Source organism: Gemmatimonadota bacterium (assembly GCA_016719105.1).
In the GTDB taxonomy this organism is placed as follows: Bacteria; Gemmatimonadota; Gemmatimonadetes; order Gemmatimonadales; family Gemmatimonadaceae; genus SCN-70-22.
Genome location: JADKAQ010000002.1, coordinates 643134 through 661944 on the forward strand (window position 1 = coordinate 643134; position 18811 = coordinate 661944).

16 protein-coding genes are annotated in these 18811 nt (G+C 70.1%); 12 read left to right on the forward strand and 4 right to left on the reverse strand.

Annotated elements, in window-relative coordinates; genetic code table 11:
• The first annotated feature begins 91 nt into the window (after positions 1-91).
• The 9 genes from IPN47_06515 to IPN47_06555 all read left to right on the forward strand — a co-directional run bounded on the left by IPN47_06515 (position 92) and on the right by IPN47_06555 (position 11212).
• Positions 92-1087 carry an MBL fold metallo-hydrolase gene (locus IPN47_06515; GenBank protein MBK9407694.1) on the forward strand — a complete coding sequence of 332 codons (996 nt, stop codon included), beginning with the start codon at positions 92-94 and terminating at the stop codon, positions 1085-1087.
• Positions 1071-2609 (forward strand): FAD-dependent monooxygenase, encoded by a 1539-nt coding sequence (locus IPN47_06520; protein MBK9407695.1) that lies wholly within the window; start codon positions 1071-1073, stop codon positions 2607-2609. Before IPN47_06515 ends, IPN47_06520 begins: the two co-directional genes overlap by 17 nt.
• 51 nt (positions 2610-2660) lie before the next feature.
• The gene (peaA, locus tag IPN47_06525; GenBank protein MBK9407696.1) at positions 2661-4352 is read left to right on the forward strand and encodes a quinohemoprotein amine dehydrogenase subunit alpha; all 1692 of its coding nucleotides are present in this window, start codon (positions 2661-2663) and stop codon (positions 4350-4352) included.
• The gene (gene peaB / locus IPN47_06530) at positions 4352-5800 is read left to right on the forward strand and encodes a quinohemoprotein amine dehydrogenase maturation protein (protein ID MBK9407697.1); all 1449 of its coding nucleotides are present in this window, start codon (positions 4352-4354) and stop codon (positions 5798-5800) included. The genes peaA and peaB overlap by 1 nt, the downstream gene beginning before the upstream one ends.
• A 51-nt stretch (positions 5801-5851) precedes the next feature.
• Positions 5852-6217: a quinohemoprotein amine dehydrogenase subunit gamma gene (gene qhpC, locus IPN47_06535; protein ID MBK9407698.1), complete on the forward strand. Its 366-nt coding sequence runs from the start codon at positions 5852-5854 to the stop codon at positions 6215-6217.
• Complete coding sequence (locus IPN47_06540; protein ID MBK9407699.1) at positions 6214-7329, forward strand: hypothetical protein; 1116 nt, start codon at positions 6214-6216, stop codon at positions 7327-7329. The genes qhpC and IPN47_06540 overlap by 4 nt, the downstream gene beginning before the upstream one ends.
• 13 nt (positions 7330-7342) lie before the next feature.
• Positions 7343-9055, forward strand: coding sequence for an ABC transporter ATP-binding protein (locus tag IPN47_06545; GenBank protein MBK9407700.1), 1713 nt, complete (start codon positions 7343-7345; stop codon positions 9053-9055).
• The gene (locus IPN47_06550) at positions 9052-9789 is read left to right on the forward strand and encodes a S8 family serine peptidase (GenBank protein ID MBK9407701.1); all 738 of its coding nucleotides are present in this window, start codon (positions 9052-9054) and stop codon (positions 9787-9789) included. Before IPN47_06545 ends, IPN47_06550 begins: the two co-directional genes overlap by 4 nt.
• A gap of 70 nt (positions 9790-9859) precedes the next feature.
• The gene (locus IPN47_06555; protein ID MBK9407702.1) at positions 9860-11212 is read left to right on the forward strand and encodes a glycine--tRNA ligase; all 1353 of its coding nucleotides are present in this window, start codon (positions 9860-9862) and stop codon (positions 11210-11212) included.
• 93 nt (positions 11213-11305) lie between these two features.
• On the opposite strand, the gene IPN47_06560 is transcribed toward IPN47_06555, so the two are convergent.
• The gene (locus tag IPN47_06560; protein MBK9407703.1) at positions 11306-12097 is read right to left on the reverse strand and encodes a transporter; all 792 of its coding nucleotides are present in this window, start codon (positions 12095-12097) and stop codon (positions 11306-11308) included.
• Positions 12098-12367: 270 nt separating this feature from the next.
• On the opposite strand from IPN47_06560, the gene IPN47_06565 reads away from it, so the two are divergent.
• The 3 genes from IPN47_06565 (at position 12368) to IPN47_06575 (ending at position 15507) form a co-directional block, all read left to right on the forward strand.
• Positions 12368-13474, forward strand: coding sequence for a BamA/TamA family outer membrane protein (locus tag IPN47_06565; protein ID MBK9407704.1), 1107 nt, complete (start codon positions 12368-12370; stop codon positions 13472-13474).
• 235 nt (positions 13475-13709) lie between these two features.
• The gene (locus IPN47_06570; protein MBK9407705.1) at positions 13710-14909 is read left to right on the forward strand and encodes a hypothetical protein; all 1200 of its coding nucleotides are present in this window, start codon (positions 13710-13712) and stop codon (positions 14907-14909) included.
• 97 nt (positions 14910-15006) lie between these two features.
• Entirely contained in the window at positions 15007-15507 is a 501-nt protein-coding gene (locus IPN47_06575) for an SRPBCC family protein (GenBank protein ID MBK9407706.1), read from the forward strand.
• A gap of 64 nt (positions 15508-15571) precedes the next feature.
• Here IPN47_06575 and IPN47_06580 read toward each other — a convergent pair whose 3' ends face one another.
• From IPN47_06580 to cbbX, 3 genes are all read right to left on the reverse strand, one after another.
• On the reverse strand, positions 15572-16039 hold the full coding sequence (locus tag IPN47_06580; protein MBK9407707.1) for a hypothetical protein: 468 nt from the start codon (positions 16037-16039) through the stop codon (positions 15572-15574).
• A gap of 148 nt (positions 16040-16187) precedes the next feature.
• A complete protein-coding gene (locus IPN47_06585; GenBank protein ID MBK9407708.1) occupies positions 16188-17720 on the reverse strand; it encodes an alpha/beta fold hydrolase in 1533 nt (510 codons plus the stop codon).
• Between the two features lie 94 nt (positions 17721-17814).
• Complete coding sequence (cbbX, locus tag IPN47_06590) at positions 17815-18711, reverse strand: CbbX protein (protein ID MBK9407709.1); 897 nt, start codon at positions 18709-18711, stop codon at positions 17815-17817.
• Between the last annotated feature and the right edge of the window lie 100 nt (positions 18712-18811).

Consider the following 18811-nt stretch of genomic DNA (forward strand, 5'->3'; position numbering starts at 1 on the left):
GGCGGAGTGCAGCTGTCCGTGTTGCCGGCTTTTTCGACCTCTCATTTCGTCAAGGCACGCGCCACTGGTTGGTCCACTCGCGAGGCACAACATGGACGATCTCGTTACGCGACGGCGGTTTCTGGCGGATGGGGTGACGTGCACGGCGCACCTGGCGCTGGCCGCCGCGCTTGCACCTGACGCGGTGCGGCGATTGTGGGCGCAGGCGCGTAGCGGCGTGGTGATCGCCACGGAGCCGTTCGGTCGCCTGGAGCAGGTGGCCGAGGGGGTGTGGGCACTCATCTCGACGCCGCTCGGCGGGTCGTTCGTGACGGTCGCCAACGGGGGGCTGATCGCCGGGAAGTCGGGGGTGCTCGCGATCGAGGGGTTCATGACCCCCGAGGGGGCGCGCTGGCTCGCGGGCAAGGCGCGCGAGCTCACTGGGCGCTGGCCCACGCACGTCGCCGTCACGCATTACCACTCCGACCACATCAACGGCGTCGCCGCGTATCGTGACGAGGGGGCGAAGCCCGCCATGCTCGTCACCGACGAGACGCGCGGGGCGGTGCTCGGCGCCGTCCTGCCGCAGGTGACCCCCGCCGACGAGGCGCGGCGCGAGGCACTGGCGCAGTCGGTTGCTCCTGGCGGCGATCCGGCCACGATCGACCTCGGCGGGCGCTCGGTGCGGCTCGTGAGGCGCCGCGGGCATACGCCGAGCGATGTCACGGTCGAGGTGGACGACCCGTCGATCGTCTTCACCGGCGACCTGGTGTGGAACGCCATGTTCCCCAACTTCGTCGATGCGATGCCGACGGCGCTCGCCGACGCGACGCGCGCGCTGCGCCGCACGCGGGCGACGACGTACGTCCCCGGGCATGGCGGCGTGGCCACCGATGCCGACGTCGGGCGCTACCTGGCAATGCTGGGCGAGGTGGAGCAGGCCGCGCGCGCCGCGCACACCCGCGGGACGCCGGCCGCGGCGGCGGCAGCGGGCTTCGCCCTGCCGCCGGCGTTAGGCGAGTGGGCGCTCTTCAACAAGGTCTTCTTCGAGCGGGCGTTCGCGGCGTGGTACCGCGAACTCGGCGCCGGTGATGGCGCCAGACGGTAGCGCCGCGCGCGGGGGGCCGCGGCACCCGCCCGAGCTCCCCGCCGAGCCGGACGTGATCGTCATTGGCGGTGGAACGGCGGGCGCTGCCGCCGCGCGCCTCCTCGCCACCTGGGGGCACCTCGTCGTCCTGCTCGAGCGCGAGGGAACGCGCGCCCCGCTCGCCGAATCGCTCCCCCCGAGCTGCGTCCCCCTTCTGGAGACGATCGGCGTGCGCGCCGCCGTCGAGGGGGCGGGCTTCCTGCGCTGCACGGGCAACACCGCCTGGTGGGGGGGCGAACCGATGCGCGTCGAGACGTTCCCCGGCGGACGGCTGGGCTTCCAGGTCGTGCGCGGGAAGCTGGAGGAGGTGCTGGGGGGGCGCGCGACGGCGGCCGGGGTGGTGCGCGTGCAGCCGGCGACGGTGTTGCGCGTCGATCGCGAGGGCGACGTGAACGTGGTGGACGTCGCGCTGGCCAGCGGACGCCACTCCCTCCGCGCCCCGTGGGTCCTCGATTGCAGCGGGCGGGCGGGGGTCGTGGCGCGCAGCCACCGCGTCCCCGCCCCGGACGGGGTTCGCACCGTCGCCCTCATCGACGTGTGGGAGAAGCCGTTCGGGTGGGCGCTCCCCGACGAATCGCACACGCTCGTGGAGAGCGCGACGTGGGGGTGGGGGTGGTCGGTCCCGGTGACGCGCGAACGACGCTTCGTCACCATGATGGTCGATCCCGTGGCCACGCAGCTGACGGGCGATGAGGGGCTGGCCGCTCGCTATGCGGAGCTGCTCGCGTCGCTTCCGGCGTTGGGCGAACTGTCCCGCGGGGCGCGTTGCAGCGGTGCGCCGTGGGCGTACGAGGCCACGCCCTACCATAGTCTTGACGTCGCCTTCCCGGGGCTCCTGCTCGTCGGCGACGCGGCGAGCGCCATCGACCCGCTCTCCTCCTATGGAGTGAAGAAGGCACTCGCCTCCGCCTGGCTCGCCGCCGTGACGGTACACACGGCTTTCGTCTCGCCGGAGCACGCCCCGCTGGCCGCCGACTTCTTCTCCGAGCGCGAGCGCGCCTACGTGCAGAGCGCGACGCAGGGGCTGCGCGGGCTCTCTCGCGAGGCGGAACCCGGGGGGAGCGCGGTCCCCTTCTGGTCGGCACGCGCGGAGTTGGAGGGGGGGAACGAGGCGGAGCTTTCCGGCCAGGCTTCGGTCGAGCGCCTGCGTCACGACCCTGCGGTCCTCGCCGCTTTCGAGACGCTGCGGCAGGCACCCGCCATTCGGCTCGTCCCATCGGACGGGGGGCGCCGCGTGCTGCGCCCCGTCGTGCGCGGCAACGTCGTCGTCCCGGAGGAGCACCTCGTCCTGCCCGGGGACGAGGTGGCGGTGCGCTACCTGCGCAGCGTCGACTTGCTGGCGCTGCTCGATGTCGCCAGCCGCCATGACGACGTGGGGGCGATGTATGCGCAGTTCGCCCGCCTCATGGGTCCTATCCCCCTCCCCGACTTCCTGGGGGCGCTGAGTGTGCTGGTGGGGAAGGGGTTCGCTCGTCTTGCTTGACATCACCCGGTTTCGCCCGTAGAACAGGCGGAACGCGTCGACAGGGGACACATGGCGTTGGGTAGCTTCCTAACGAGGGTCGCTGGAGTGGCGAGCGCGCTGGCGGCAGTGGCGCCGCTCGCGCACGCGCAGCCGCAGCGCCCGCAGGCCGATACCGGCGGATTCGTCATCTCCGACCCGCTGGTCGTGAGCAAGTGCCAGAAATGCCACGCCCGCGATTCGACCGGGCACATGGGGCGCCTCTCCTACCTGCGCAAGACGCCGGAAGGGTGGGAGGCCTCGGTGCGCCGGATGGCGTCGCTGGCCGACGTCAAGCTGCAGCCGACGGACGCGCGGGCGATCGTGAAGTACCTCGCCAACAAGCAGGGGCTCGCCCCGGCGGAGGTGCGCGACGCGCGCTTCGAGATGGAGCGGCGCTTCATGGACTTCCGCTACACGGGCGACGCCGTCACCGAACGCACGTGCCGCGCCTGTCATTCGGTGGGGCGCGTGATGTTGCAGCGCCGCACGAAGACCGAATGGGAGCTGCTGATCGCGACGCACCGCGGCTACTACCCCAACTCCGACTTCCAGGCCTTCCGCCGTTCGGGGCCGTCGAGCGACAGCGCGCCGGCACCGCACCCCATGGACCAGGCCATCGGGCACCTGTCCAAGGCGTTTCCGCTGCAGACCCCCGAGTGGACCGCGTGGTCGGCGACGATGCGACCGGCCCCCATGGAAGGGAGCTGGCTCCTCTCGGGCTACGAGGTCGGGCGCGGGGCGCTGTTCGGGCGGCTGACGGTGCGCAAGGTTCCGGGGACGGATGACGAGTTCACGTCGCGTGCCGTGTACCGCTTTGCATCTGGCGGCGACCCGGTGGTGCGCGAAGGCAAGTCGGTGGTCTACACCGGGCACCAGTGGCGCGGGCGCTCGGCGGCACCGGGCACCAGCGCCGATTCCTCGTGGCGCGAGGTGATGTCGGTGGAGCCCGGCTGGCAGGAGATGTCGGGGCGCTGGTTCCGCGGCGGCTACGACGAGTTTGGCATCGACATCTCGGCGCAACGCATCAGTGGGGGGACGGTGGTGGCCGGGGTGGTCCCCAAGGCGCTCAAGCGCGGTGCGCGCGACGTCGAACTGACGGTCTTCGGCGCCAACCTCCCGCGCAGCGTCTCGACCGGGACCATCGACTTCGGCCCCGGGATCACCGCCACGCGCGTCGTGCGGTCGAGCCCCGACGAGATCGTGGTTCGCGTCAACGTCGACAGCGCGGCGCGCGTGGGGAATCGCGACCTCGTGGTGGGCGGGGCCTCGCTCAAGGAAGCGGTCGTCGCCTACGACAAGGTCGACCGGATCCGCGTGTCCCCCAACTCGAACATGGCGCGCGTCGGTGGCGTGCGCTTCCCCAAGCAGTTCGCGCAGTTCGAGGCGTTAGGCATCTCGTACGGCCCCGACGGCAAGCCCGATACCGCCGACGACATCTCCGTCGGCACGGTGCCGGTGACCTGGAGCCTCGAGGAGTACGGCGTGACGTTCAAGGACGATGACGTGCGCTGGGTCGGGTCGCTCGACCAGCGCGGCGTCTTCACCCCGGCGGTCGACGGACCCAATCCCGATCGCGCCGGGTCGCGCAACAACATCGGCGACGTGTACGTCGTGGCGACGTACCAGCTGCCGGGCGGCGCGCGTCCCATCAAGGCCCGCTCCCTCCTGATCGTCACCGTCCCGTTGTACATGCGGTGGGAACCCGCGAGGACTGCCCCCTGATGCTGCTGCGTCGCGCCGAGTTCCACACGTTCAGCGCCGATGGGGCGCCGCACGTCTACCTGATCCCGTCGGCCGCGGTCTTCCGCCTCGACGGGGCGTCGGCGGCCGTGCTCGACACGCTCGCCAGCGAAGACCTGGCGCCGGCGGCGCTCGCCGATCGCCTGGCCGATCGCTTTCCGCGCCCGCTGGTGCAGGAGACGGTCGACGAGCTGCTGGCCGCGCAGGCGATCCGCACGATCGCCGAGCCGGTCCCGGCGCCACGGGCCGACGGCGCTCGCGCCGGAGGCGTCGGTACAGCCGGGCCGCGCAAGCGCATCCCGCTCACGACGCTCGTCCTCAACGTGACGAGCAAGTGCAACCTCAGCTGCAAGTACTGCTACGAGTACGGCGAGGATCGCATCAGTGAGCCGGCCACCAAGCCGCGCTTCATGAGCGAGGAGACGGCGCGCCAGAGCGTCGACTTCATGCTCGCCGAGTCGGGGAACCAGAAGGCGGTGCACCTCACCTTCTTTGGCGGCGAGACGCTCCTCAACTTCAAGGTGCTGCAGTACGCGCTGCGCTACGCGAAGGAGAAGGCGGGCGAACTGGGCAAGACGGTCGATGCGAGCCTGACGACCAACGCCACGCTGCTGCGCGAGGAGATCATCGACTGGATGGTGGCCGAGAACGTCGGCGTGACCGTGTCGATGGACGGGGCACAGGAGCAGCAGGACAAGCTGCGCGTCTTTGCCAACGGGGCGGGGAGCTACGACGTCGTCATCCCGCGCGTGAAGGAGCTGCTGCGCCGCCACACGCGGCGTCCCATCGGGGCGCGTGTGACGCTCACGAAGGACAACCTCCGGGTGCGCGAGATCTATCGCCACCTCAAGGAGGAGATCGGCTTCTGGGAGGTGGGCTTCGCCCCGGTCACCACCAAGTGGCAGCGCGACTACGCCATCGCCGACGAAGGGTTCGAGACCATGCTCGGCGAGTTCCAGCTCCTGGCGCAGGAATACCTCGAGACCTCGCTGCAGGGGCGTCACCATGGCTTCTCCAACGTGCGCGACACGCTGGAGGAGATCCACAAGGGAGTCGCCAAGGCTTATCCCTGCGGCGCCGGGCTCGGGCTGCTGGGTGTGGCGACCGACGGCGACGTCGCGCTCTGCCACCGCTTCGCCGGCTCCGACAGCCACAAGCTGGGGACCGTCACCGGCGGGATCGACCACGAGCTGCAGGACGACTACCTGCGCAAGCATCACATCGACAACAAGACCGACTGCCGCACGTGCTGGGCGCGATCGCTGTGCGCCGGCGGCTGTTACCACGAGGCGCACACGCGCTACGGCTCCACCGAACAGCCCAACCTGCACTACTGCGACTGGATCCGCCGCTGGAGCGCGACCTGCCTGGAGGTGTATGCCACGCTGGCCGCGCGCCGTCCCGAGTTCCTGCGCCAGTTCGACGCCTGATCGCTCCCGCGTTCGCCTGACACTGCCTAACGCTGTCCCGTAGAGGATTGCATGCGCCACCTGAAAGCGGTCAACCGGAAGGCCCGGCACATCGAGGAACTGCACACCCCACCGCAGGCGTCGCCGCACGACGCCGACGACGTGGTGGCGTTGCAGGGGACGCAGGGGCCGCGCGTCCCTGAGGGGCCGCACATCCCGCTGGGGTGCTCCTTCGTCTTTTCGCCCGGGTGGGAAGTGGATAGCAGCGGCTCGACGGCCGGCCTTTGCCAGCCGGTCGAGCGCGACCTGTACGACTGCTACATCACGTGCTTCTGGCCCATTCACGTCCCCGACCTGTACAACCACGCCCCCGACTGGACGGCGAAATGCGCCGCGGCCCAGCAGGACTGGCGCAAGATCGACCTCATCTTCCCGTGAGCCGTACCGTCATGCGCCACGCTCCCGCCCCCCTGCGGCGCCCGGCGATCGCCGCGGCGCTCCTGCTCGCCGGTGCGACCTCCTCGCTCGCGGCCCAGGCGCCGAGCGGTGGGAACGGGACGATCTACTACGGGACCTACGACAAGAAGGTCCTCGTCATCGACGAGGCCTCGATGGCGGTGCGCGACTCGATGACGGTGGCCATCGGGATCCCGATCGGTCTTACCCTTTCGGCCGATCGCAGCAAGCTGTATGCGATCGATGCCGCCTTCGAGAAGATCGAGACCTTCGACCTCGCCAGCCGCAAGTCGCTCGGCTTCTTCACGCTGAGCGAGGGACGCACGCAGGTGCGCATGCGGGGCTTCAACATCGATCCCAAGGATCGCTTCGCCATCCTGATGGTGAAGGCGGCGACCAAGCGTTCCGATCGCTGGGAGATCGGGAAGAACACGCTGCTCAAGTACGACCTGGCGAAGAAGGTGGTGACCGACACGATTCCGTGGCCCGACGGGAAGGAGCGCGAGTTCGCGCAGATCCTCTTCTCCCCCGACGGCGCGTACATGTACTTCTTCACCGACGAGGACGTCCTCGTCTACGACGCGCAGACGCTCAAGCAGGTCGACAAGTGGGACCTGCAGCGCTCGGTCGACGACGGGCTGGGGAACTGGAACTTCGGCTTCCCCGAGAGCCTGTACGACGAGCCGGGCTTCTCGACCGGGCTCTTTCGCACGACCGACCCGGTCAACCACCGCACCCTGATGGGCGTGGCGCGCGTCGACCTGGCCAAGCGCACGGTCGACTTCTACTCGTTAGGACCGAGTGAGCCGGTGGGCTTCGCCCTCGCCCCGGGGCGGCAGCGGGCGTACGGCATGCGGCAGCAGGTGGGGAACTACCAGTTCTGGACCTTCGACCTCGAAAACCGTCGCGTGGGGCAGCGGGTGGAGTTCGAGGGACGCCCGCGCATGGGGCTGACGGTGAGCACCAACGGGTCGCTGCTGTATGTGCACACTGCCGGTGCCACGATCGACCTGTACGACGCGCAGACGCTCAAGTACGTGCGCACCGCCACGTTCCGCGCCGACATGACGGACATCATCGTCGTGCCGCGGTAGGGAGCGGCGCGCAGTGCGTCGTGCGTTAGGCTATGTGCGCCCCTACGCGGGGCGCCTGGCCCTGGTGGTCGTCCTGTCGCTGGTGAGCACCGCGCTCTCGCTGGCCCAGCCCTTCCTCTCCAAGGTCCTCGTCGATCGCGCCCTCATCGGGCGCGACTTCGGCGCGCTGGGGTGGACCGTCGCCGGCTTCCTCGCCCTCACCGGCGCCTCGCTGGTACTCAACGTCTTCAGCGGGTTGCGCTACACGCGCGTGTCGGCCGACATCCTGTTCGACATGCGGCTCGACGTCTTCCGCCACCTGCAACGCCTGTCGCCGCGCTGGTTCACGCGCACCCCCATCGGCCAGATCGCCTCGCGCGTCAACAGCGACATCGCCGAGATCCAGCGCGTGGCCGCCGAGGTGGCGCTGGCCTGGATCGGGCAGGTGGCGTACCTCGTGGGGAGCGTGGTGATGCTCGTCCTGCTCGACGTGCGCCTCTTCGCCGTGGGATTGCTCGCCCTCCCGCTCGCGCTCTGGGCCATGGTCGCGTATCGCAAGCGGCTCGAGGGACAGGTGGCGCAGGTGCGCGACCATAGCGCCGGCGTGGGGACCTTCCTCATCGAGGCGCTGCAGGGGATGAAGCTCCTCGTCGCGCACAACGCGCAGCAGCGCTCGGAGGACGAGTTCCGGCGGCGCAACACCGGCTTTGTCGAATCGCTCATCGCGATGCGCCGCCTGACGTACCTCTCGGGGGGGCTCCCCGGCGTCCTCCTGGCGGTGGGGTCGGCCGCGGTCTTCCTGTATGGCGGCTACCGCGTGATCGAAGGGGCCATCACCATGGGGACGCTCGTCGCCTTCGCGGCGTACCAGATGCGCCTCCTCTCCCCCATCCAGGGGTTGATGGGGATCTACGCCAGCGTCGCCTCGGCGCGCGTCTCGCTCACGCGCGTGCAGGAGATCCTCGATACGCCCGTCGAGGTGAGCGATCCCGTCGCTCCCACGGCGATGCCGACGTGCCGCGGCGCGGTAGCCCTGCGCGACGTCGCCTACACCTTCGACCGCGGCGCCGTGCTGGATGGCGTGTCGTTCGAGCTGGCGGCCGGTGAACGTGTCGCCATCATCGGCGAGAGCGGGGTGGGGAAGTCGACCATCGCCGACCTGCTCGTCAGGCACGCCGACCCGCTGCGCGGCGTGGTGCTGCTGGACGGCGTCGACGTGCGCACCCTCACGCTGGCCACGCTGCGCCGCTACGTGCTGACCGTGGAGACCGACCCGTTCGTCTTTCACGCCACGCTGGCCGCCAACCTTCGCGTCGCCGCCCCGGACGCCGACGAAGCATCGTTGTTGCGCGCGCTGTCGCTCGTTGGGCTCGCCCCCTGGCTCGCCACCTTGCCCGACGCGCTGGCGACCGTTGTCGGGGAGCGCGGCCGCGCGATGTCGACCGGCGAACGGCAGCGACTCGCCCTGGCGCGCGCTGTCCTCGCCGACCCGCGCGTCCTCATCCTCGACGAGGCCACGGGGGCCCTCGATCCGGCGACCGAGGCGGCGATCCTCAACGCGATGGATGGATGGCTCGCCGCCAGGACCGTCATCCTCATCACGCACCGCCCGGCGGTGGCGGCCCTCGCCCCGCGCAGCATCGTGCTGCGCGCCGGACGCGTGGTGGCCGACGCGCCGACAGCCGAATTGCTCGGCCGAGGGGCGATGGCCGCAGGGGAGACGGCCCCCGTGTCGGCCGGCGCATGAGCGGCTACCTAACGACGGATGGCGCCGCCCTGGCCCAACGCACGGGCCGCGGGATTCGCATCGCGGTCATCGACAGCGGCGTCGCCCCCGATCATCCGCACGTGGGCTCGGTCGGGGTGGGGAGGGCATTGGTGGGCGACGATCCCGCCGACACCGCCGACCGCCTGGGGCACGGCACCGCCGTCGCCGCCGCCATTCGCGAGAAGGTCCCCGACGCCGAGTTGATCCCCGTGCGTGTGCTCGACCGCCAGCTGGCGACGAGTGCGCGTATCCTCGCGCAGGCCATCGAGTGGGCGGTCGAGGCGGGGGTCGACCTGGTGAATCTGAGCCTCGGGACGACCAACGAGGTGCACATCCCCCTGTTCGAGCATGCGCTCGACCGGGCGCGCGAACGCGGCGTCGTCGTGGTCTCGGCGCGCAGCCACGCCGGGGTGACCTGGTATCCCGGAGGGCTCCCGGGGGCGATCGGGGTGCTCGCCGCCGAGCAGCTGCCGCGCCATGCGCTGGCCGTCGTCCCCGGGACGTTAGGCGCCGGGGTGCAGGCCTCGCCCTACCCGCGCCCCATTCCCGGCGTCCCCGTCGAGCGCAACCTGTCCGGCGTCTCGTTCGCCGTGGCCAACGCCTCGGGGATCATCGCCTGCGCCCTCGAGGCAGGCGCCCCGCGCGGCGACTCGGACGCGCTCCTCGCCTGGATCGCCGCCCGGGCGGTCCCGAGGGGGGAGGAGACGGGTTAGTTTGCGGGCACGATGCGCGCGCGGCCTGGCCGCGCGCACTCCCGTTTCCCGTCTCCCGTCTCCCGTCCGTATGTCCTCCCCCGACGTCATGGAAAAACTCGTGTCGCTGTGCAAGCGACGCGGCTTCATCTTCCAGTCCTCCGAGATCTACGGAGGCGCCGGCTCGGTGTGGGACTACGGGCCGCTGGGCGTCGAGCTCAAGAAGAACCTCAAGGATCGCTGGTGGCACGCGATGGTGCGCGCCCGCGGCGACATCGAGGGGCTCGACGCGGCGATCCTCATGCACCCGCGGGTGTGGGAGGCCTCGGGTCACGTCGCCGGCTTCACCGACCCCATGGTCGACTGCAAGGCGTGCAAGGCGCGCTTCCGTGCCGACAAGCTCGAGGACGCCCAGTGCCCGCGGAAGCCCAGCAAGCACCCCGGGGAGCACGGCGACTGCGCGCTGACCGAGCCGCGCAACTTCAACCTCATGTTCAAGACGTTCATGGGACCGGTGGAGGAATCCGCGTCGGTCGTCTACCTGCGGCCGGAAACCGCGCAGGGGATCTACGTCAACTTCCTCAACGTGCAGCAGGCGTCGCGGCAGAAGGTCCCGTTCGGCATCGCCCAGATCGGCAAGGCGTTCCGCAACGAGATCACCCCGGGGAACTTCATCTTCCGCACGCGCGAGTTCGAGCAGATGGAGATGCAGTTCTTCGTCGATCCCGACGGGGACCACATGCAGTGGTTCGAGTTCTGGAAGGGGCAGCGCATGGCCTGGCACCAGTCGTTGGGGCTGCAGCAGGAACGGCTCCTGTTCCACCAGCACACGCCGCAGGAGCTGGCGCACTACGCGCGCGCTGCCTTCGACATCCAGTTCGACTTTGGTGGCACGCTGGGCTTCCAGGAGATCGAAGGGGTGCACCACCGCGGCGACTTCGACCTCACGCGCCACCAGGAGTACTCGTCCAAGCGCTTGGAGTACGTCGACCAGGTGAGCAATCGTCGCTACGTCCCGTTTGTCATCGAGACGTCGGTCGGGGCCGACCGCACGACGCTCGCCGTCCTCGTGAACGGGTATCGTGAGGAGGCGGTCGCCGGTGAGCAGGAAGGGCGCGTCGTGCTCGGGTTGCACCCGTCGCTCGCCCCCATCAAGGCGGGCGTCTTCCCGCTCACCAAGAAGGACGGGATGCCGGAGTTCGCCGAGAAGCTGTCGAACGAACTGCGCCCGCACTTCCCGGTCTTCCTCGACGAGAGCGGGGCGATCGGGCGCCGCTATCGCCGCCAGGACGAAGTCGGCACGCCGTTCTGCCTCACGATCGACCAGCAGACGATGACCGATGGCACCGTCACCGTCCGCGATCGCGACACGCTGGCGCAGGAGCGCATCGCCGCTTCCTCGGCGCGCGAGTACATCGCGGCGCGGATCGGGCACCTGGCGTAAGCCGTCGGCGCGCAGGCGCCGTCATGACGTGCGCGAGGCCGGGCGCCGTTCCCCTCGGGGGAGCGGCGCCCGGCCTGCGTATGGCACCAACGGCTACCAGCGGCGCGCGATCCCCACGCCCATGAACCAGCTCTGCCCGTCGCCGAGACGTTGCACCTGACGACCGGCGCGCGCGTCCAGCTGCAAGTTGTCGCTCAGCCCGTAGGTCAGGCCACCGTTCATGTAGTGGGACTTGTCCAGCCCTTCCTGCTGCGGATAGAAGCCGAAGTACTCGACGTACGACCCCACGCGCTGGCTCAGCCCGATCGCCACCGACGCCGATGCCGACGGCTCGGCGTAACTGTCGAAACGCTCGCGGACCACGGCGTAGTTGAGGTTCGAGGCGAAGGCGAAGCGCTCGCTCAGAGTCCACGCGCCGATCAGCTTCATCTGCGGCTGCATCTTGTTGGCGCGGAACGGCTGGGCCCCCGTGGGCAGCGTCGAGTGCACGATGAGGGAGACCTTGGGGCGGACGCTGCCGAGCGCACCGCCATCGAACAGGTTGAACTTGGCGCCGAGCGAGGCATCCTCGAGCCCTCGTACCGTGCTCCCCGACACCTGCGAAAAGGCGTACGAGTTCAACCCGACCCGCAGCTCGGCGCGCGGGGCCAGCCCCACGCGAATCAGCGCCTCGCCGAGCGATCCGGCGCGTTCATCACCATCCCGGCTGTAAGTGCCGCCGGATTCGAGCTGGACAAGGCCGCTGGGGACAATCTCACTGCTCTCGGTGAAGTCCGGGCGGTCGGTAACGATCGGCTCGAGGTTGCCGCGCGCAACGGTGGCGCAGGCGGCGAGTGGGGCAAGGACCGCGAGCAGCATGGCGCGGGAAGAAGACGAACGAAGCACGGCGGAATCCTCACGGCGGGGCGATCACCAGCACCGAGAGCAGCCGCCCTCGACGTTGGTGAACCGCGTCACGTGGGCGTATCGACCCTTCGCCGTCGCACCTTTAATCCCGCTGTCATGTGTTGTCCCAAACGGTCGGGAAGGGGGCCCGACTACGTCATCGCGGCGCGGGTACTACGTCATTGGGCGGATGGGAGCGTGCGTCCGGTGATGCCATCCTGGGGCATGCGACCATCCCAACCTTCCGATGCCGAACATGAGAGGTCTCCCATGCCGACCCTCACGGCCCGTGCACGCGCGAGCGTGCTCCTCCTGCTGTCGCTGGCGTGCGGGGCAGGGGGCGTCGACGGACAGTCGTCGACCGACAGTTCCGCCAGTCGTCCGCGCCTGAGCGCGCTCCCGGTCGTCGGGTCGGCCCCCGAGACCGGCTTCCAGTACGGCGCGACGGTGTTGCGCATGTTCCGGGTTGGGCGCGACACGGCGACCCGCACGTCGCAGCAGCAGCTGTACGCGATCTTCACCGCCAAGTCGCAGGCCCGCGCCTGGGTGCAGGAGGACCGATGGAGCGAGGGCAACATCTGGCGCGTGCGCGGCCGTCTCGAGTACCAGCGCTTTCCGCTGCCGTACTACGGCGTCGGCGATGACACGCCGGACTCCAACGAAGAGTGGTATACGTCGAGCGGCGCCTCGGGGCAGCTGATGGTGCAGCGCCGGCTCGGGACCGCGCTCTACGCCGGCGGGGCGGCGCGCGTCTTCGACCTCGCGGTGCGCGATCGCGAACCCGGCGGCGCGCTGGCGTCGGGGACGGTCTTCGGCGCGCGCGGCGGGACGCTGGTCCAGGCGCAGGGATTCGTGGCGCACGACTCGCGCGACCACGTGCTCTCGCCGCGCGCCGGGCACCTCATGCAACTGACGGTGAGCACGGCGGGCGGGGCGATCGGGTCGCGCTACGACTTCACGCGGTACGCCGTCGACCTGCGGCGCTACTGGACGTTAGGCAGCCGGTCGCACGTCGTGGCGGCACAGCTGCTGGGCGAGGCGACCACCGGGCGTGCGCCGTTCGACCAGCTCGTGCAGGTGGGGAGCGACACGGCGCTGCGCGGCTACACGCGCGGGCGCTATCGCGACCATGACGGGATGAGTGCGCAGGTCGAGTACCGCTCGCCCTTCTGGCACCGCCTCGGCTTCACCGCGTTCGGTGGGGGCGGGGTGGTGGCACCGCAGCTGTCCCGGCTCACCGAGGCGACCGTATTGCCGAGCGTGGGCGGCGGGCTGCGCGCCCTGTTGATCCCGGCGCAGCGCGCGACGATCCGGGTGGACTTCGGGGTGGGGAAGGGGAGTACGGGGCTGTACGTGGCGCTCAACGAGGCATTCTGACGCCCCGCGCGAATCGACCTCGGCCGATCCCTCAGGCATCGCGCGGACGCCAGAGGGAGCCCCTGATTAAGTAGATGCTAAGTGCACATTGCCGGTGGGAGTCCCGAATTGGATGTTGGGACACATCCGGGAGGGTCCGGATGAGTGGTGCAGTCGCTCGTGACCGGGAGGACTTATGAAACGCGTTCTTGTACTCACCGCGCTGTCGGTTCTGGCGACGGCGTGTATCGATGATGTGTCTCCGCCGACGGCGCCGCCGGTGAGCGCATCCGTCGATCAGGAGACCGGGGCCACCGGATCGCTGGGCCGGTATGTGGCGGTGGGGACCAGCATTTCGATGGGCTGGGCGTCGGATGGTGTCGTCGGCGCCTCGCAATACCAGTCCTGGCCGGCGCAGCTGGCGCGCATGGCCGGGGTGCCGTTCAACGTGCCGTTCCTCAAGACCCCTGGCTGCCGTGCCCCGATGGCGGCGCCGCTGGCGTCCGGTGTGCGCATCTCCGGCGAGCCGGTGGCCATCGCGCCGGGGGCCGTCGGTTGCAGCGCGCTCGCGCGTGACGCGAAGCTGCCGCTGCAGAACCTCGCGATGTCGTCGGCCACGACGTACGAAGCCCTATACGTGACACCGGAGACGCGCAACGACCCGTTCTACACGCGCCTCTATTCCCGCATCTATCCCCCAAACACGACGCAACTGCAGGCGGCCTTCCTCGCGGGGCCGACCTTCATGTCGATCGAGTTCGGGGCGAACGAGGTGCTGGGCTCACGTGACGGTCGCGCCATCGTCGGCGTGACGCTCTTCCCGGTGAATCTCTGGCAGCAGTTGTATGCCGGCATGGTCGGCACCGTGCGCGCCAACGTGCCGCAGGGGGTGGTGGTCGGGCTCATTCGCGACGTCTCCTCGTTCCCGGCGTTCCGTGCCGGTCGGGAGATGTGGGCTGATCGCGAGGCTTTCCTGCGCAAGTTCAACGTGCAGGTCCTCCAGAACTGCCGCGACAACCCCAACCTGATCTCGGTTCCGTTCCTCGTCCCCGCGACCGTTGCGGCGGGCGTGGCAGCGGCCAAGCAGGGCCTCCCCCCGGTCCCGATGTCGTGCGCCGCTGGTCCCGCCACAGCGGTCGACTACGTGCTCGATCCGACCGAGGTCGCGATCGTCAATACGCAGTTGGCGCAGATGAACGCCTTCATCCGGGCCATGGCCGAGCAGACCGGCTATGCGAAGTTTGACCTGGAGGTGTTGTACGGCATGCCGGCGCTCAAGCCGCGCTTCAGCGTCGTCACGCTGATGATGACGGGGACGCCGTACTCGGCGTACATGAGCCTCGACGGCTTCCACCCGAGCGCGCTGGGCCAGAACGTGCTCGCCCGCGCCGCGGTCGCGGCGGTCAACCGCCGCTACGGTTTCGCCATCGTGCCGAAGGTTCTCACGGCGCAGTAGGGTGACTTGGTCGGCCAGCGCCGACCGCTCACCCGGAACGTCACCGGCGCGCCATTTCGATGGCGCGCCGGTGTTGCGTGGGCCATTCTTCCCGCACATGCGCACCCTCGCCTATCTCGCGGTCCTGCTCCTCGGCGCGGTCGCCGTGATGTACATGGTGGGGCGTTCGCTCCCCGTGGCGCATCTGGCGTCTCGCGGCCAGCGATTCGACGCGCCGCTCGACTCGGTGTGGCGACTCATCGCCGACGTCGGCACGTATGCCTCGTGGCGCACGGGGCTCTCCCGCGTGGAGCTGCTGACGCCACTGAACGGACGCACCGCTTGGCGTGAGTACACGCGGCGTGGCGGTGTCGACTACGTCGCGGAAGAGATGGTGGAGGGGGAGCTCTTCGTCGCCCGCATCACGACCACTGGGCTCCCGTACGGCGGGCGCTGGCGGTACGAACTCAATCCAGACACCGGCGGGACGCGCGTGACGATCACGGAAGAGGGAGAGATCTACAACCCGATCTTCCGATGCCTGATGAAGTACGTCATCGGTGAGACCAGGTCGCTCGAGGCGTTGCTCGACGCGATCGGCAAAGGTCTGTCGCGCTGAGCGCGGTCGCGCGCGGGCGCGCGGACTGTCCGCGCCCCGCGCGACCGTTCGCGACGTCTCACGCCTAACGCGTGCGCACCGTCCCGGCGTAGGCCAGCGACGACGTCGGTGGCGTGGAGCCGAAGTCGGCCGAGCCGGTCAGCGTCCCCGTTGCATCGAGCGACGCGTAGCGCCCCGTCGCCTGGTCGATCTTCCACGAGCCGCTCAGCGTCGCGGCGGTGGGGCTGGAGAACTGCAGGCTCGCGCTCCCGCTGATGACCATCGTCCCCTGCGTTCCGGTGAGCGTGCGCCGGAACGTGACGGGGACCGGCGGGCGATCGAGCGGGCCGCCGAAGGTCAGCTCCTCGGTGGTCGTGCCGTTGTCGCTGACCGCGCCGGACAGCTGGAAGGTGCCGGCCGAGGTGGTCTGGCTGGTGAGGGACTGCTGGATGGCGATCTGCACGGGGCCTCCGACACGGGGGGAATTGGCGTCGTCGCAGCCCACCAACAGGGCGGCGACGGCAAGGCACGAGGTGAGGTGACGCGTCTGCACGGGTGTCTCCAGTCGAGTGGTGATGCGCTCGGGTGGAGGTCAACGTCTCACCCCCCGTGGGGGGAATGCACCACGCATTTGGGGGGAGCTGCGTGGGGGGCGGTCGCCCGCGCCCGTGGGTGGCGCGGCGCCACCCACGCCCCTGAACTCAGTCGGCCAGGCGCCAGCCGAACTGCGTCGCGTCTCCGGTCGACGCGCGCGGGGCGAAACGTTCGAGGGTGATGCCGCTCCCCACGAGGACATCGTGCAGCGTCTCCGAGATCACGACGTCTCCCGGCTCGGCGAGCGAGGCGAGCTGTTGCGCCACATCGCCGGCAATCCCCACCGCGACGCCGTCCGACGTGCGACACTCGCCGATGTGGAGCGAGATCCCCCCGATGCGTCCGCGCCCGAGGTCGCGGAGCCGGCGCGCGCAGGCAATCGCGCGGCTCGGCGCGTCGAAGAGCGCCGTCCACCCCGTCGGGTCGAGGCGCTCGCGACGCGGGCGGAACGCGTCGGCAATCGCGCGTTGGTCTGCCGAGAGCGCGGTGCCGCGACCGTGCACGTGCACGATGATCGCCAGCCAGGTGTCGGCGAGTTGGGCCTCGTCAGGCTCGGCGAGGAACTCGGCGATGGCGCGGACGAACGGTTCGCCGTTGACGAAGTAGATGTGGTCGGCGCCTGGGAACTCCAGGAGGCGCGCCCCCGGGATCTGTGCGGCGAGGAAGCGCGCCGCCTCCACCGGGACCACGCGATCGTCGCGCTGGTGGAGCACGACCGTACGGGTGCGCAGCTGCGGCAGGAGGGCGCTGACGTCCACGTCGCGCGCGACCTCCATCACGGCGCGCACCGCCGACGGGCTCGACGCGCCGCGCAGGAGGCGCGACCACCACGCCTTGAAGGATTCATCGTGCAGGCGCGTGGGGGCGAATCGCTCGATGGACCACGGCTGCCCCCACGACTGCTGCAACGCCTCGATGCGTCGGTCGAACTCCTCCCGCGGCGCGGCCCACGCGGGCTCGGCGCCGGTGCGTGCGACACGCGCGGTCGCCCCCAGCAGGAGCAACCCGCGCACACGTGCCGGGTGCTGCATCGCCAGGAGCAACGAGGCGGCCCCGCCCTCGGAGGTCCCCAGCACGAAGGCGCGCTTCGACCCGACGGCGTCGAGCACGGCGACCGCATCACCGACCGTCTGTTCCAGCGTCGGCGCTCCGCGCACACGATCCGAGAGCCCCACGCCGCGCTTGTCGAACAGGATTACTCGGGCGACGCGCCCCAACTGCTCGAAGAACGCGGCGTACTCCGGGTTCTCCCACCCGATCTCCAGGTGCGAGATGAAGCCGTGGAAGAAGAGGAGGTCGACCGGACCGCTCCCGACGACCTGGTACGCGATGTAGACGCCGCCGCGCTCCACGTACTGGATCGGCGAGCGGGAGACGTGCGTTGAAGCCCCGGCCGTCGCGACCGCCGACGGGGGCGCGTCGCCGCCCGCCGGGGCGATGGGGAGATCCAGCAGCCCGAGCGCCGCCGCCCGGCGGACCGCCTGCGTGCGGCTGGTGACGCCGAGGGTGAGATACAGCTCCTTGTTGTACCAGCGCACCGTCTCCGCCGACAAGTTGAGACGCGACGCGATGGCGCGGTCGCTCATGCCGTCGGCGATGAGTCGCAGGATCTGCAGCTCGCGCTCCTTGAGGTCGCGCAAGGTACCGGCGGGCGAGGGGACGATGGCGTCGGGCGAGGGGCGAGGTGCGCGATGCTACGGCACCTCGCGGCACGGCACAAGGGCGCTCGCCGATTCAGCGCCCGTCGTCGCTCGCGGCCTCTCGCGCGCTGTCGGGGGCGTCGAGAAAGACGCGACTCTGCCGGATGTCGGCGGCGTCGATGCGCGTGAGCTCCTCAGCCGTGATGATCCCCCCGCCGGAAATGAGGCGGCTCGCCTGTCGCAGCTTGGCGCGATCAAGCGCGTTGCGCACCGAGCGGGCGTTGGCGAAGTGCGGCTGCACCATGCGGCGCTCGAGGTACTCGTCGAGGGCGCGCCGCGACTCCGCATCCAGGCGGTACTGCTGTCCCGTCAGCAGCAACTCGGCGATCGTCATCAGCTCCGTGCGATCGTAGTCGGGGAAGTCGATGTGGTGCGCGATGCGGGAGTGAAAGCCGGGGTTGGAGCCGTAGAACGTATCCATCCGGTCCTTGTAGCCGGCGAGAATGACCACGAGGTCGTCGCGCTGGTTCTCCATGACCTGCAGGAGCATCTCGATCGCCTCCTGCCCGTAGTCGCGCTCGTTCTCGGGGCGGTAGAGGTAGTACGCCTCGTCGATGAACAGCACGCCCCCCATCGCGCGCTTCACCACTTCCTTGGTCTTGGGGGCGGTGTGTCCCACGTACTGCCCCACGAGGTCGTCGCGCGTGGCGACGACGAGATGCCCCTTCCGCACGAAGCCCAGGCGATGGAGGATCTTCGCCATGCGCATGGCCACCGTCGTCTTCCCCGTTCCCGGGCGACCAGTGAACGACATGTGCAGGGTGGGGCGATCGGTGGCCAGTCCCGCCTTCTCGCGCAGCTTGGCGATGAGCAGGAGTGAGGCGATGTCGCGGATGCGTGTCTTGACCGGGACGAGCCCGACGAGGTCGCGGTCGATCTCGTCGAGCAGCTCCTGGATCTGCGAATCGCGGTAGGCGGCGCCGAGGTCGATCTGGTTGCTGGGGCGCGCGACCCTCGGCGGGACGACATGGGCGGCCGGGGATGGCGCGCTGGTCGTCGCGGAGGGGGACGTCGGGTCGGGAGTGCCGGTC

Coding starts and splice junctions, on each gene's coding strand:
- IPN47_06515 (MBK9407694.1), top strand. CDS start 92: ATGGACGATCTCGTTACGCGACGGCGGTTTCTGGCGGATGGGGTGACG.
- IPN47_06520 (MBK9407695.1), top strand. CDS start 1,071: ATGGCGCCAGACGGTAGCGCCGCGCGCGGGGGGCCGCGGCACCCGCCC.
- peaA (MBK9407696.1), top strand. CDS start 2,661: ATGGCGTTGGGTAGCTTCCTAACGAGGGTCGCTGGAGTGGCGAGCGCG.
- peaB (MBK9407697.1), top strand. CDS start 4,352: ATGCTGCTGCGTCGCGCCGAGTTCCACACGTTCAGCGCCGATGGGGCG.
- qhpC (MBK9407698.1), top strand. CDS start 5,852: ATGCGCCACCTGAAAGCGGTCAACCGGAAGGCCCGGCACATCGAGGAA.
- IPN47_06550 (MBK9407701.1), top strand. CDS start 9,052: ATGAGCGGCTACCTAACGACGGATGGCGCCGCCCTGGCCCAACGCACG.
- IPN47_06555 (MBK9407702.1), top strand. CDS start 9,860: ATGTCCTCCCCCGACGTCATGGAAAAACTCGTGTCGCTGTGCAAGCGA.
- IPN47_06565 (MBK9407704.1), top strand. CDS start 12,368: ATGCCGACCCTCACGGCCCGTGCACGCGCGAGCGTGCTCCTCCTGCTG.
- IPN47_06575 (MBK9407706.1), top strand. CDS start 15,007: ATGCGCACCCTCGCCTATCTCGCGGTCCTGCTCCTCGGCGCGGTCGCC.